The organism is Anatilimnocola aquadivae (genome assembly GCF_049819085.1).
Taxonomy (GTDB): Bacteria; Planctomycetota; Planctomycetia; order Pirellulales; family Pirellulaceae; genus Anatilimnocola.
Genome location: NZ_CP187419.1, coordinates 155732 through 170231, shown reverse-complemented (window position 1 = coordinate 170231; position 14500 = coordinate 155732). Strand labels below are relative to the sequence as shown.

Here is a 14500-nt window from a genome sequence, read left to right as displayed (position 1 = left end):
TCAGGGGCGAGATTTTGGTGGGGAGCCATAGTAGCGGAACGTATCGAACCCGTCGAATTTAGGATCAATGCGAGGATCGTCAGTGGCCTGCATCCAATTCTGAACCAAGGAGCGAAGTTCTGCTAGTCGCTCTGCATGGCTGGGATCTTCCACCACATTCTGAAGTTGATCCGGATCCTTGCGCAAGTCATAGAGCTCTTCCGCTGGACGCTTCGCAAAAATCAGCGAAACGTACTTCTGGAATGCCGGGTCGTTTTGATGTGCGAGCAGGACATCTTTTACTGCTGTCGTGTCGACATCACCATACGGCCGTTCGTGCAAAAAGTACACATCGGGATCACCAGCGGGCCAACGATCGGGGCGCAAATTACGGATGTAAAGAAAGTCGCGAGTTCTCATCGCCCTGATGGGATAGCTTTGATGTTCGCGGCGAACATCGGCGTGGCGTTCTCGTTCGAGAAAGACAGACTCGCGCGAGTAAGGGTCCTTCTCTCCCAAGAGCAGTTCGCGGAAGCCGTGCATGCTCATCTCCTTGGGTGGTGTGATGCCGGCGATTTGCAAGAATGTCGGCGCTAGATCGGCGACGTTGATGAACGCGTCGACGCGCCGGCCCGCCTGAAGCTTCTGACCCCAACGAATCGCCAGCGGGACTCGCGAACCGGCGTCGTAGCAATTGGCAAGTCCTCGCGGCAATTGCCAGCCATTGTCGCTGGCGAAAACCACAACGGTGTTGTCCAGATCACCAGACTTTTCCAGTAACGCAACGGCCTCGGCTGCCTGTTCGTCAAGTCTTATGATGCCTCCGTAGTAGTTGAGCAAGTCGTGGCGAACTTCCGGACAATCGGGCAATTCCTTGGGTACGACTAGTTTTTTGGCATCCAGCTTGGCCAGTGCGGTTTCAAGATAGGGATGTCGCCCGCCACGGGTCGCCGTGTCGGTGTTGCCCAGCCAGAAGAAAAAGGGCTTGGACTTGTCGCGATTTTGCGCGAAGTTGGCGAAGCTCTCGAACTTAGCTCCTACGGGGTTTTCCTTCCAACCCGAGACTTCGAAGTTTCCAGGGCCCCAGCCTTTACCAGCAAAACCTGTCTGGTAGCCTGCCTGACGCAGTAGGTCCGTGACCACGGGGGTGTCTTGGGGGAACGCGCTCCAGAGACTCGCTCGTTCGCCCAGTTGATGCGCGCACTTGCCTGTCAGCAGGCAAGCGCGGGTGGGCGAACACGAGGGGACAGGATTGAACGCGTGTGTGAAAAGGACGCCCTCGCGCGCAATGCGATCGAATGTTGGCGTCTTCGCTAGCGAATCGCCGAGAACTCCCGCGTTGGGCCAGCGCCAATTATCGGCGAGGATCAGCAGAATATTGGGACGTTTCTCGGGCGACCCTTCCGCAGCAGTTGTCGTCGTCGCTTGAGCAAAAGCCAGGGTGACAACTACCAAGTGCAGAACGGCAAGCTTGACGCTGAGCGCGGCCATATTACTTCTCACGTGATTCACTCCTCTGAAAATCCAGAACGATGACTTGCTGCGGTTGCACGTTCAGCGTTACCGTCTCGCCGAACTTCCAATCCCTTTTCAACTCTTTTGCACTCTCGCCGTGGGTGACCCTTAGTTGAAACGGACCACTGTTCGGTAGCAGGCCGAAGTGGCGATCAAGCGTGAACGAGTATGGCTTTGCCGTCTGACTGGGATTGTGGATCGAGACATATCCCTGGGTTTGGGTCCAACCGGTGTAGCCGTACACTTTGCCATCGACGTCCGGTTGAAATCGCTTCAGGCTGAGTTGCCCTTCGTCGACCGAGGTCGCTCCGATTGGACTGCCGCCGTGCATCCGCGCACGCTTGAAGGCCGGCGCGGCTTGATCCAGCCACTTGAGGCCGCCGGCGACGACGTCAAAATCCTTGGCATCGAGCGAATTTACTACGAAGTACAGTTCGACGGTCAGCGTACCTCGCGAAAGGGCCAGGAAGAGGTAGTTCTTGAACGCCTCGGGACTCGCGTCATCGAAACGATTTCCATCCTTCGCAGGCTCATGATTGAAGAAGCTATTCAGCGGCACCTGGTTGCCATCGCGCCGTGTCAGCTGATAGTACAGGCCGTCCCGATAGCACATTTGCAGCGTGCGGCCGCCAGGCGCGCCGTCATTGCAGTTCACCAGGCTCAAGACGTCGAGGTGCATCAACCACCAAGGGCTGATCGTCGCGCCGTTGTGGCACAGAATGCGAACCTGCGGGTTCTTTGCGTGCATTTTGTCAAAGATCGCCGCCAAACGCGCCGTGGCAACGGTGATGTAATAGCGTTTCATTTCGTCGAACTTGGGATCGTCGATCCGCGGATCGTTCGCCGGCATGCCATCCGGAGGAAGCAGCGACGTCATTACCGGAGTGCCGCGATGCGGAACGGTATCAAACAGTCGACTTTGCATGTCTCCAAAGATGCCATCCAGCTTGAAGTAGACCGAACCCATGTCGACCATCTCCAGCAGACGCTTTTCGAGTAACGCCAGATACTTCGGTCCTGCCATCGACATCGCTTTCTTGGCGCGCCCGCTCTTGGGGTGCTTCTCGCCGACGAGAACTTCGAATCCGTTCTGCTCCAAGACCTCAAGATTCGCGGTCGCACCAAAGAGGCAAGCCGGACTGGCCCACAATCCCAGGTGCGAACCTTTGGCTTCAATGGCCGCGCGCGCCGATTTCAGATCAGCATCGAAGTTCGCTTCGTTGACCGGATAGAGACCTTTACTCCAGTCCGCTAAAGGGGACCGCGGCGGCCGCGAGTTTTGCCAGCCATCGTCGATGACATACACATCCAGCGGGCGGCAGCCGCGTCTTTCGACAAGTTCTTGGTGCAGCGTGTCCAGCGACTGCTGCAGTTTCTGCTGCGTGATGCCACCACCAAAGTCGAACCAGGAGTTGTACTGCACGCTTAACTTTGCCGGCGAAGCGCGAATCTCGTCGATGTATTCCAGAAAGGCGTCTTGGACAAACTCGGGATTATCGCCAACTCCAAAGACCGCGCGATGCGTGGTAAACTTCTGCCCCGGCTGCAAACTCTCTCCGTATTGAACGCCACAGCGCAGGGTCTCATCTTCCAGGCGATTCCAAGCCGCGGGAAATTCGACACCCCAGAATGTTGCGGTCCCGTTCGTGTAAAGAGGCTGCCCCAACGCCGGCAGGAAGCGGCCGTAGGCCCGCATCAAGTCTCTCGCTTTGTAAGGCGAGAATGCTTCGGCAATGACCAGTGACTCAATGTCGACCAACTCCAGTGTTCTTGCCTTATCCGAGACGATCTCCAGGTGCTTGTGACCGTAACGCTTCCCGGATCGCAGCGTGAAGCAAACCGCAACGCTCACGCCGTGAGTTTTGCTGCGCAACTCTATGCGAATTGCTTCCGCAGTTTTGTCGCTGGCGGTAACTTCAAAATCTGCCGCGGTCAGCATAATGTCGGGCTGCGCGGAGTTCACATCAGCCGAGAGCCGCAGGCGAAATTCCTCCGTGCCGGCCTGTTTCAATTCCTTGCGGTCCAGTTTGTTGGCGAGACACGTGGTTCTCAGCCGTCCGTTCTCGACCACGACGGTTCTGGCCAGAAACTGATTCTCCAGGCGCAATTCCGCCGCAGATGAACTTGTAACTGCACCGGCCAGGCAAATGGCCAAGACCACGACGAATCGTTGTGGCGAGGACAAACTTACTAGCATTGTTTTCACGCTGGCCTTTGGCATTTTCAGCAAGGGCTTTGAGGATCTGCTACGATTTTCTGCAGTTTATCGCTCAATTGCTAAACCTGCTCGCACGAAAACGACCGACGATTAGCACAATCCTTGCATCTCTGCAGGCTCAGCCATGCCCCTTGTTACGCCGGCTTTAGATCAGATTCGCCTGGATACGTCGACGCGCCAGCTCTTCGAACTGCTTCCCGACGTCTGTTTTTTTATCAAAGACAAAGCCGGACGTCTGATCCATTGCAACGAAGTCCACCGTCGCGGGATCTTTCGCTATGGAAACGCCGATGATCTTTACGGAAAGGCGAACCACGATTTCTTTCCGAACGCGCTCGCAAATGCCTTTGCGGAAGATGATCAACGCGTGATACAGCAAGGAGAATCGATTCTGGAACAGTGCGAGCTGAATATCACTTCCGCCGGCGCGCTGAGTTGGTTCTGCACCACCAAGGTTCCTGCCCGCGATCACCAAGGCAAGATCGTTGGGCTCGTGGGAATCAGCCGCCGCTTGGAAGCCGCTGATCACCGCATGGGGGATTTTGAAGTGCTGACTCCAGCCCTCGACCACATTCAAATGAACTTCTCGCAACAGATCCGAGTTTTGGCTCTCGCCGACGCGTGCCAACTTACCGAGGCCACGTTTCGACGTGAATTCGAGAAGCTCTTTCGGATGACGCCCCTGCAGTTCATTCTCCGCCTGCGACTGCATGAAGCATGTCTGAGACTATCGGCCAGCTCCGACTCGATCGGCGACATTGCGTATCAGTGTGGCTTCGACGACCAGAACTACTTTGCCCGGTATTTTAAGCGAACGATGAGCATGACCCCTTCGGATTTTCGCGAGAGGCAACATCTTCGGCAAAAGAGCACTCGGTCTTAGCAGCCCCAGTTCCTAACTCCCAGCCCCTACCACGGTGTCATGCCGCCGTTGACGCAGAGGGTTTGGCCGGTGATGAACGAGGCTTCTTCGCTGGCGAGATAGAGGACCGCTTCGGCCACGTCTTTGGGCTGGCCCCAGCGGCCGGCGGGGATGAGAGCCAGATAAGCATCTTTGTCGGCTTGCGGATCGTTCTCGTGACGTTCGACGGGGATCCAACCGGGAGCGACCATGTTCACGGTAATGCCGAACGGGGCGAGCTCGCGGCTCATGCTGCGGGACCAGCCGATTTGGCCACCCTTGGCGGCGACGTAGGCGCTGAAGGGGGAGATGGACCGCTGAAATACTTCGCTGGTAATATTGATGAAGCGACCCCACTGCTGCTGCTTCATGTGGGGCAGCCCCCGCTTGGCCAGCAGGAATGGGCTCTTGATGAAAAAGTCGAGCATCCGTTGATAGAAGGCCCAGTCGTAGTCTTCGATGGGCCGCTGCGGCTGTTCGCACGTCGCGTTGGGGACGATGATGTCGACTTTGCCCAGCTTGGCTTCGGTTTCGCGAAACAGCTTTTCGATTCCCTCTTCGCTGGTCACGTCGGCCTGCACCAGCACGGTTTCGATGCCGGCTTGTTTGTATTCGTCGAATGCTTCCTGGCCCCGCTTGGCGTTGTTGGCATAGTTGACGGCGACCTTGGCCCCCGCGAGACCAAGCGACAGACCGATGGCCTTGCCCAAGCCGGTGCTATTGCCGGTGACGATGGCGGTGTGTCCTGCGAGCGAGAATTTGGTCACGGCCTGTTCCTGCGGAGTTAGGTGGATGCGGTGGCTTGAATCTAGCGAACGACGCGCCGATTGAAAACCGCCCGGCTATGATGGTCGTTTCTGTTCACTCCACTCTCTCCCCGCCCCGAGCCCTGTGATGGACCTGCAACTGCAAGATCGTGTGATTCTGGTAACCGGCGGCGCCAAAGGAATCGGCCGCGCGATTGCCGACGTCCTCGCCAGTGAAGGAGCCGTGCCCGTCATCATCGGCCGCAGTCAACAAGACAACGACGCCGCGGTGAACGAGATCGTCGCGCGCGGCGGCCGAGCGCTTGGCATTGTTGCCGAACTGACCGAGAGCGCTGCCTGTGAACGAGCGGTGAACTCGGCGCTTGCTCAATGTGGCCGGATCGATGGCCTCGTCAACAACGCGGGCATCAACGACAACGTCAATCTCGAAGACGGCAACACCGACGCGTTCCTCACTTCGCTGCATCGCAACCTGGTCCATTACTACGAAATGGCTCGCTTCGCCTTGCCACAACTAAAAGCCACCAAGGGAGCCATCGTCAACATCGGCAGCAAGGTGGGCGAGACCGGGCAAGGGCACACCTCGGCTTATGCCGCGGCAAATGGCGGGCGGAACGCGCTCACTCGCGAGTGGGCGATCGAGCTGGGCAAGTACGACATTCGCGTCAACGCGGTGATCGTCGCCGAGTGTTGGACGCCCCTCTACGCCAAGTGGATTCTCACGCTGGGTGATCCCGACGGCGAACGCCGGAAAATCGAAGCTCGCATTCCCTATCAGCGGCGCATGACCACTGCCGAAGAGATTGCCAACATGGTCGTCTTTCTCCTCTCGCCGCGCAGCAGTCACACCACAGGGCAATTGATTCACGTTGACGGTGGCTACACGCATCTCGATCGGGCGGTGACGACGTAGGAGCTGATGCGATGTTTTTCACCGGCTCCATACCGTGGTATAATTCGCTGGTGAGTTCCGCGACAAACAGTTAGTCGATTGAGTGTGGTCATGGCAACGGTTGCATCATCTTTAACTCCCCAAGAGCTGCTGGCCCTTCCGGGCCAGGAGTCGATGGAGTTGGTTAACGGCAAGCTCGTGGAGAAGTCAGTGGGCTGGCTATCGACTGTAATCAGTGGCGAACTCTTTCGCCGCTTAAGCAACTATGTGGTGGCGAACTCCTTGGGCCTCGTAGCCCCTGGGGACGCCAGCTATCTCTTTCCCACGCATGACTCTCCGCAGGTGCGACGCCCCGATGTGTCGTTCGTCGCGGCTGCGAAACTTCTGTCCACAGAGCTGCCTCTGGCCCACGCGAGATTCATTCCAGATCTGGCCGTCGAGGTAATCTCACCCAACGACCTCGCGGAAGAAGTTTCTGAAAAGGTGAACTTCTATCTCGAAGTCGGCGTTCGGCTGGTGTGGGTGATTGATCCTGCGGCTCGCAAAGCCAGCGTCTATCATCCCAATGGTCGTGGGATCATCATTAACGCGAATGACGATCTCGAAGGCGAAGACGTAGTTCCCGGATTTCGGTGCAAACTTGCCGAATTGTTGGATGTGAAGAATCTGCTCACACGCCCAGCCGGCGAGTGAGTTCGCGGGCAGTCATGCCGACGCCACTCGTGTCGCCACCAGCGCGTCGAGTTCGCTCTTCAGCTTGCCGAGGATGGCGTCGTAGGGATAAGCGCCCAGTTCGATGCCACCGCGCTTAAGGTTCACGAAGTTCGGGCCGCACCAGAGGCCCAGGTCGGCGTCGTCGGTTTCGCCGGGACCGTTCACGCGGCAGCCCATTACGGCGATGGTGATCGCGTGTTTCTCGGCGTAGCGAGTCATCTCTTTCACTTGCTGGGCCAGTTCGATGAACGCTTCGTTCTCGACGCGCGAGCAACTGGGGCAAGCGATGATGTTGAGCGTTTGCAGGCCGTAATCGACCACGCTGCGAACTCGCCCGGCCGCGATATCGGCAATGATCTTGCGCCCCGCTTCGATCTCCTCCTTCTTGCGATTGTTCGGCACGGTCAGCGAAACGCGAATGGTATCGCCAATGCCGCGACCAATCAGCTGTTCGAAAGCGACTCGCGTTTTGATGATGCCGTCGGGCGGCAGACCCGCTTCGGTCACGCCCAAGTGCAGCGGCACATCGGGACGACGTTCGGCGAATCGCTTGTTCACTTCCACTACCTTGCGCGGGTCGCTGTCCTTCAGCGAAACACAGTAGCGAGTGAAGTCGAGCCCATCGAGCAGTTCGCAATGTTCCCAGGCACTCTCAAGCATCGGGGTGATCGAGTCGGCCGGGTCGTATTTTTCCTTCTTCGCCGGATCGACACTGCCGCAGTTCACGCCCACGCGCATCGCGACGTCGTTATCCTTGGCGACACCGGCCAGGTAAGTCACCTTTTCTTGCCAGGGCTTGGTGGGCTCGTGGTGATAGAGGTGCCCCGGGTTGTAGCGGACCTTGTCGACATGCGGCGCGACGAGTTCGGCCAGCCGATAGTTCTCTTGCAAATCGACGGAGAGGTTCGCCTTGGTTTGCTTGCGAATCTCAGCGAGTGCCTCGGCGTCCTTTTTGCTGTCGACGGCAATCCGCACGACATCGGCCCCCGCGGCTTGCAGGTCGTTGACGAGCGCGACGGTCGCATCAATATCCTGCGTATGGGTCGCCGTCATGCTTTGCACGGCGATCGGATGCTCGCTGCCGAGAAAGATCGAGCCAATTTTGACCGACCGTGTCGGGTTCCGCTGAATTTGCACCAAAGTCTCCCCAGGCGTGCCGCAGTTGCTAACTCGCACCTATTCTCAACAACCGCAGGAAAATTGACAACATCACTGGAAGGCAGAATGTAGAACGCAGAATGAAAACAGTCTCCCCGCCTTCATTCTGCATTCTGACTTCTTCGTTCTGCCTTTACTCCACTTCTTCCCACACGGTGCGGTACGCTCCCTGCTGATCAAAATATTCCAGCAGGCGGGCGTAAAAGGGGTGGCCGCCGATGGTGGCGCTGTCGGCAATCACGATCAGCTTGCGGCGGGCGCGGGTCAAGGCGACGTTCATCCGGCGAGTGTCGCTGAGGAAGCCAATTTCGCCCGTGCTGTTCGAGCGGACGAGCGACAGCACGACCACTTCCTTCTCGCGACCTTGAAACCCGTCGACCGTGTCCACTTCCGGGCCGTCTTCGCCCAGCAACTCCCGCAGCAGCCGCACCTGGGCACCATAGGGCGAAATCACGGCAATCTCACTCGGAGCGACGCCAGCGGCGAGCAGCGCGTCGACCTTCTTCTCGACTAGCCTGGCCTCTTCGGGATTGCGGCGACTCTCGCCGTCGGGCTCTTGCTCTTCGTTGTAGTTGGCCCCGGCGGTATCGACAAATTCGAGCGGTGTTTCGGTCAGCGGGGTCCGTTCGATCTCGGGCAAGTCGCACAGCAAGTGCGAGGCGACGGAAGGATCGGCCACGAGCTCGTTGTCGTAAAACTCGCGCGACGAGAACTGCATGATCGACGTATGCATGCGGTACTGCGTTGTCAGCCGGCGGGAAATGAGCTTGTCGCCGTACCGCTTAATCAGTCGTTCTTGCAGACTGACGCCAAAGCCTTCGCGCTGGGCCTCGGCAGCCACGACCGTCGGTGGCAGTTGGCAATGATCGCCGGCGAGAATCAACCGCTGCGAACGCAGGAGCGGAATCCAGCACGCGGGCTCGGTCGATTGACACGCCTCGTCAATCACGGCCAGGTCGAACTGCCGCGGCCCGAGCACTTCGTGATCGAGACCCGTGAGCGTGACGCACAATGCTTCGGCCCCATCGAGCAATTCGGCAATCACCTGCCGCTCAATCTGCTGGGCATCGGCAATCATCCCCTTCGCTTCGGACCGCAGCTCTTGCTTCGCTCCCCGCGCAGGCTTGGCGCGCTTGAAGCGGCTGGCCTGATCGCGCAGCATGCGAGCCTCTTTGATCAATCGCCGGGCGACTTTCAAATCGGGGTGATTCTCGACGAGCAAGTCGAGCGTGTGTTCGCGCAGCTCCGGCAGCACGCGGGCTGGATGACCAAGCCGCACCGCTTTCACACCGGCTCGCAGCAAGCGTTCCAGCAGATTATCGACGCCCATGTTGCTCGGCGCGGTGGCGAGCACTTTTTCGCCGCGGGCGGCTGCCTGACGAATGAGTTCGGCAACGGTTGTGGTCTTGCCGGTTCCTGGCGGGCCATGAATGATGGCCACGTCCTGCGCAGCCAAGGCGAAGGCAATCGCTTCGCGCTGCGAAGGATTGAGCCTCGCACCAGCCTGCGGATCGGGGGCAACGGGCGGCTTGAATTCCGGCGGCTCTTCACCCATGAGCGCGGCCCGCAGTTCGAACAACCGGCCCTTCTCCGCCGACTGTACTCGCTGCAAGGCGAACCGCTGGCGATCGCGGGCCACTTCGTCGTTCGACAGATCAATTCGCCACGTGGGTCGATCGCCAACCTCTTCGGGCGAGAAGGCCAGGGCCAGCTCGATCGTCTGGCGATCTCGCCAGCTGACAATGCCGCGCACCGTGGCCCCGTCATCGACCTTCTCTTCGCTCAGCAAAATCGGCGAGCCAGTGTTGAGCCGCGTCCAGGGCAAAGGAACCGTCTGGTCGCGCTTGCCGAGCGTGAGAATGGTCCGGCCACCGAGGCCCGTGGTCTCGTCGCGAATGGTCAGGCCCACCAGGCTCGCGCCGGTTCGTTCGGCGTCCTGCGGGCTCATCCGCTGCAATCGCGCGCGGGCCATCGCCGCTTCGGCAGCAGCTTCCAGATTCAAACAGTGGAGCAAGCGAGCAAAATGCTCGTCGACAAACTTAGGCATCCCTCAATCGTGGCTGGCTGCACGCGGGCGTCAAGGCCAGACCCCATTCCGCCGCTCCAGCGCACCGGCCCGGGAAAAGGCCATTCACCAACCGCGCCAATTGTTATAAGGATAACTGTGCCAAAACCGAGTAATACGCCGTGTCTTACAATCAATTACCCGGGGGTTTGTGAGAGCCCCTCTGTTGGGGGGGCTTATGGCACGATGGCAAAGTGAAACTTCACTTTCTTCTTCACGGCTGCCGCGAGCTCGAGTTTGACGCTCGCCAGCTCTTCCAGAATCTCGTCCGCCTTGCGAATGGCTTTCGGATTGGCCTGCACGAACGCCGTGATTTCCTCGACGGCCTGCAGTCCTGCTGCGGCCTCAAACCATTCTTCGGGAGCCGCATCGAGGTCATCGGGATCTAGCCCGAGCATGTCGGCCAGCTCCGCAGGATCCTGACTGAGAAAGCTTCCCAAGGTCGCGACTCCTTGCGCGGCAGCCAGTTTGTCGAGCCTTTCATAGCTGCTGGTCAGCGCCGGATTGTCGCTTCCCAACGTGCCGTAGGGTGCGACCTTCTTTTGAAAGATGACGCAGAACGCAACGCTCATAACCACCGCCCTGTGATGAGAGGCTATCACCCCAGCTGTCCGAACAACAACGATTGCTTGACGAACGTCACATGATCGGTCGTGACATCCTTGTAATCGATCAGCCAGCGACCGGCTGCTTTTTGCAAATGATAGCGAGTGGTTTCGCCATCCACCGGCTGCAGATAAACGAGCAGCCGTTTTTCATCAATCGCGCGGACTTGGGCGATTCGATCAAACGCGGGATCGTAGTGAGGGGGATAGATCTGTACAAAGGAGCCATCCAGGGCGCGCCTCCGCTCGGTGCAATGCGCTTTCAGCAGTGCTCGATACTCTTCAACTGCCTGGCGATTGTAGGCGTGCAGTTGCATCTTCTCCCTCGGTGCCGGTGGTGCCCACTCGACGGGGCGGCGGGCCATATCTAAGCCGTGCGCGCGAAAGCCGTACTCGCTCTCCACGATGAGGCTGTAGCCCAACTTGTGAATGGGCCGCACCTGTAGCCAGCCTATTTCATAGGCGTGCATTGCTCGCACAAATGACTGGACGCAGGTCCAAGCTTCGTCGGCGATGGCTCCAACAACCTGTGCGCCTGGAAAAACTGGCGTTTTGATTGCCGGAGCAATCGTTTGCAACTCAACCGGCAGTTTGGCCGCAGACCATTCTTGATAGAAGCGAAACAGAGCCTGATCATCGTGCCCAGGACGGCCGAAGCTGACAACCTCGCCCCGTTTGTCCCTCCCAATGATTAGATTTCCGGCTTCTAGTTCGTCGGCGATATCTTCCAGAAAGTGTGCCCAACTGAAAGCCAGAACATACTTCGCTCGCTCATTGCGCCCAAAGTTGATGACCTGCCCCACCACACCATTGGGTCCGGGATCCAAATCAATCCCGTAACAATTGCCATCCCAGTCGCCCATCGCGAGCCAGCGACCATTCCAATGTTCGCAACGTATGGCATTAGCAGGGAACGAAGTGCACTCGGCGTCGAACCCGCACGATGCATCGGACTGTTCGTACTCTTGGACTTGATCCCGATTGAAGGTAAGGGTGTCCTCCATCTGCTCCAAAGTTGCCAAAGGCTGGCCAGCGAGCACACCCATCACATACGGCTGTTGTCCATCATGAATTTGGAACGACTCGCGCACTTCCGTTGGTAGCGTTACTCCCATTCGGCGTTCAAACCGATGGATGTCCTCTGCGACCGCGCCGGGAAGCAGGCTCGCGGCGGCCTCGGGAGCGTTGATCGCAAGCCAGCGCTCAATGCGTTCCCAAGAGGTAGCGACTACCGCAGCGCGACGATGGAGGGGCCGCTGAGTAAACATGAGAGTACGCGACAGGCTGGAAGCCTCTCCCGCGGTTATTCGGCGGCGACTTCAATTTCGCCGGGTTTGCTGACGACGATTTCGGGGGCGTCTTTGTACAGGATCATCTTGCCGGTGACGGTCAGGGTTTTATCGCCGTACATCTTTTCGATGGCGGGGACGCCACCTTCCCAGTTGCCGTAGTCGCGCTTGTTAATGGCCACTTTGAAGCAGGTCTTGATGTCGCGACCAAAGTTCAGCACGACGACGTTCCCCGATTCGGGCTTGTAGATCTTGCTCACCTTGCCGGTCACTTTCACGGTCTTATCGACGAGCTTCTTCTGCTCTTCGACATCGGTCGCCTTGAGCGTGGGCACTTTCCCCACTTCTTCTTGCAACAAGGCAACAACGACCGGCTCAGCAGCCTGAGCCATCACCAGCGGGGACAAGCAACAGGCAAGGGCACACACAAACTTTAGCAGGGCAAACTTTAGCATGGCGAACTCTCTCTACGGGCAGTGATCTGAAAGTGATGAAACACAGAATCAAACAACGGGAGAGTGCCGCTAGTCTAATCCATCCGCAATCGCGCGTCGCAACAACGTGCGCGAGTTTTGTGGCGCATGAAGATGCCGTGAAGAGGCTTACGCGCTCAGGTACCAAATGGTGCCGCCGAATTTCATCGTGCCGGGCTGATCGCGAAAGTAGGGCGCAGCGCCGGTGGCAATCCAGCTGGCTGCTTCCGCTAAAGGCATGCTTCCCGCTTCGACAGCGGCGATAACATTGGTCTGCGTAAGCAGGTACGAGGTCAATTGCTCCGCGGTCATCGTTTCGAAATGCGTAAAACTTTCGTTACCGACCAATGACAAACCGACTTCCTCGGCCAACTCGCCGGTGATGCCAAATGAGCGCCGGGCGGGGGTCGGAAATTGCCGTTGATAGAGATCCACACCCCATGCTCGAAAGGCGGGATTCTCCACCATCTCTCCCAGGAAGCCGCTGTTGTAAATCACCAGCCAACCACCAAGTGCCAAGATCCGTTTTGCTTCTCGCAGGAACGCTGCCTGATCGAACCAATGAAAGGCGAGGCCGACCGTCGCGAGATCAAAACTGGCACTGTCAAAAGGGGTGCGCTCGGCGGGTGAGACCTGGTAGTGAATTCGCTCGTGCGGCAGAGCTTCGGCGAGCATCTCGGGACTGATGTCGACCGCCGCGACCTGATCGGCAATCGCGGTCAGTGCTCGTGAGGAAAGCCCTGTACCGCAGGCAATATCAATGGCGCGGCCAAACTTGGCCACCTTGGTGAACCCAACAATCTTGTCCATTACCAGCGGATGGAAATAGGGGCGCGCGGTGGCGTATCGCTGCGCAGCGGATCGATGCGCAAACAAATTCTGGATGCCGTCGTTCGTCACTGCTGCCTCACTCCCAGTACCAGACCGTAATCACACCGACACTACTCTCCTGGCTGTGCGACACGCCAATCACCTTGTCGGGGCCAATCGAGGTGAGAAACTCGGCCACTTCTGCGCACATCGTTGGCCAAGAGTTGAAGGAGGACTGAAACAGCTTGAAGCGAGCGGTCATGGCATTCTCTCCTACAAAGGGGCTAGCTGAGGTAACCGAGACGCAGCGCCGTGCCTTTGAAAGGGCAGTGTTTGCCGAATGTAAAATATACCCTCATTTGGGTGCGCGAACCCGCTGCGGATATGCGCCAGCGGGACAAAAGCTGTCATGGGTAACTGCCGAGGTGGATTACAGCCGATATAATCTGGGTACGAGCCTGACACTCAGGGATGAGTCTTTCTTCCTGGCTGCAAGGATCGTTTTGTTCTTCCGGAAACTCTCCATTCCTGCCAGGTAGCGAGTGTCGCATGAGCACGAGGTATCGCTGGGACGGACCTGTTGGTCAGCCCCCTCAAGTACAATTGATCGATCAAGCCAATTCGCGCCCCGTCGCCATCATCTCGACCGATGAAACGGGCTGGTGGCACTGGAAGCGGAACACCTCGCGCGTCGATCATGGCGCGCCACCTTCCGAAGGCTCGACCGGCCGCGGTCTCGAGCAAGCGATGCGCGAAGTGCTCGCCGGCTTGCCAGACGCCCAGTAATTGGCGTCGCTCACTTCTGCTGAAACTCGCCGGGCGCATTTGGCTGGCGATTGCGCGCGGGCGGGCGAACGAACAGGTTCAGGTACGCGCTAGTCAGAATCGCGACGATCAGCAGCAGTGCCAGGCACCAAGTGAACCAGCCGATTGCCCGATTGAGAAAAATCGGCACCTGATACTTCAGGCTGCGTTGCCTCTGTTTCAGCTGCAGAGAGGCGTCGGTCTCCGGTGATTGATAGGGATTCTTTTCCATCGCCCGATTCTAACGCTGCCGGATTTCACGCCGCTACTGATCTCGCCGCGACCACCAATGATCGCCTGGAAGCCTGCC

The 14500-nt window shown here is 58.3% G+C and carries 15 protein-coding genes; 4 read left to right on the top strand and 11 right to left on the bottom strand.

Going from position 1 to position 14500, the window contains the following annotated elements; all coding sequences use genetic code 11:
- Complete coding sequence (locus NA78x_RS00680) at positions 1 to 1482, bottom strand: sulfatase family protein (RefSeq protein ID WP_425616490.1); 1482 nt, start codon at positions 1480 to 1482, stop codon at positions 1 to 3.
- Positions 1472 to 3655, bottom strand: a complete 2184-nt coding sequence (locus NA78x_RS00675; protein ID WP_425616489.1) for a hypothetical protein — start codon at positions 3653 to 3655, stop codon at positions 1472 to 1474. Before NA78x_RS00675 ends, NA78x_RS00680 begins: the two co-directional genes overlap by 11 nt.
- Positions 3656 to 3836: 181 nt before the next feature.
- Between NA78x_RS00675 and NA78x_RS00670 the strand changes: the two genes are divergently transcribed.
- Entirely contained in the window at positions 3837 to 4595 is a 759-nt protein-coding gene (locus tag NA78x_RS00670; RefSeq protein ID WP_425616488.1) for a helix-turn-helix domain-containing protein, read from the top strand.
- 26 nt (positions 4596 to 4621) lie between these two features.
- On the opposite strand, the gene NA78x_RS00665 is transcribed toward NA78x_RS00670, so the two are convergent.
- A complete protein-coding gene (locus NA78x_RS00665; protein ID WP_425616487.1) occupies positions 4622 to 5380 on the bottom strand; it encodes an SDR family NAD(P)-dependent oxidoreductase in 759 nt (252 codons plus the stop codon).
- Between the two features lie 127 nt (positions 5381 to 5507).
- Between NA78x_RS00665 and NA78x_RS00660 the strand changes: the two genes are divergently transcribed.
- Together NA78x_RS00660 and NA78x_RS00655 are read left to right on the top strand one after the other, a co-directional pair.
- Positions 5508 to 6293 carry an SDR family oxidoreductase gene (locus NA78x_RS00660; protein WP_425616486.1) on the top strand — a complete coding sequence of 262 codons (786 nt, stop codon included), beginning with the start codon at positions 5508 to 5510 and terminating at the stop codon, positions 6291 to 6293.
- Between the two features lie 90 nt (positions 6294 to 6383).
- Positions 6384 to 6965 (top strand): Uma2 family endonuclease, encoded by a 582-nt coding sequence (locus NA78x_RS00655; protein WP_425616485.1) that lies wholly within the window; start codon positions 6384 to 6386, stop codon positions 6963 to 6965.
- A gap of 12 nt (positions 6966 to 6977) precedes the next feature.
- Here the strand turns inward: NA78x_RS00655 and ispG are convergent, their stop codons facing one another.
- From ispG to NA78x_RS00620, 7 genes are all read right to left on the bottom strand, one after another.
- A complete protein-coding gene (gene ispG, locus NA78x_RS00650) occupies positions 6978 to 8123 on the bottom strand; it encodes a (E)-4-hydroxy-3-methylbut-2-enyl-diphosphate synthase (RefSeq protein ID WP_425616484.1) in 1146 nt (381 codons plus the stop codon).
- Between the two features lie 154 nt (positions 8124 to 8277).
- A complete protein-coding gene (locus NA78x_RS00645; RefSeq protein WP_425616483.1) occupies positions 8278 to 10191 on the bottom strand; it encodes an IGHMBP2 family helicase in 1914 nt (637 codons plus the stop codon).
- 194 nt (positions 10192 to 10385) lie between these two features.
- Entirely contained in the window at positions 10386 to 10781 is a 396-nt protein-coding gene (locus NA78x_RS00640; RefSeq protein ID WP_425616482.1) for a hypothetical protein, read from the bottom strand.
- Positions 10782 to 10807: 26 nt separating this feature from the next.
- Positions 10808 to 12082: an SMI1/KNR4 family protein gene (locus tag NA78x_RS00635; RefSeq protein WP_425616481.1), complete on the bottom strand. Its 1275-nt coding sequence runs from the start codon at positions 12080 to 12082 to the stop codon at positions 10808 to 10810.
- Between the two features lie 35 nt (positions 12083 to 12117).
- Positions 12118 to 12558 (bottom strand): hypothetical protein, encoded by a 441-nt coding sequence (locus tag NA78x_RS00630; protein WP_425616480.1) that lies wholly within the window; start codon positions 12556 to 12558, stop codon positions 12118 to 12120.
- Positions 12559 to 12705: 147 nt separating this feature from the next.
- Positions 12706 to 13476, bottom strand: a complete 771-nt coding sequence (locus tag NA78x_RS00625) for a class I SAM-dependent methyltransferase (RefSeq protein ID WP_425616479.1) — start codon at positions 13474 to 13476, stop codon at positions 12706 to 12708.
- Positions 13477 to 13483: 7 nt separating this feature from the next.
- Positions 13484 to 13648 (bottom strand): hypothetical protein, encoded by a 165-nt coding sequence (locus tag NA78x_RS00620; RefSeq protein WP_425616478.1) that lies wholly within the window; start codon positions 13646 to 13648, stop codon positions 13484 to 13486.
- A gap of 287 nt (positions 13649 to 13935) precedes the next feature.
- Here NA78x_RS00620 and NA78x_RS00615 point away from each other — a divergent pair, with 287 nt between their 5' ends.
- On the top strand, positions 13936 to 14172 hold the full coding sequence (locus NA78x_RS00615) for a hypothetical protein (RefSeq protein ID WP_425616477.1): 237 nt from the start codon (positions 13936 to 13938) through the stop codon (positions 14170 to 14172).
- 10 nt (positions 14173 to 14182) lie between these two features.
- Here the strand turns inward: NA78x_RS00615 and NA78x_RS00610 are convergent, their stop codons facing one another.
- Positions 14183 to 14422, bottom strand: coding sequence for a hypothetical protein (locus tag NA78x_RS00610; RefSeq protein WP_425616476.1), 240 nt, complete (start codon positions 14420 to 14422; stop codon positions 14183 to 14185).
- Positions 14423 to 14500 lie beyond the last annotated feature (78 nt).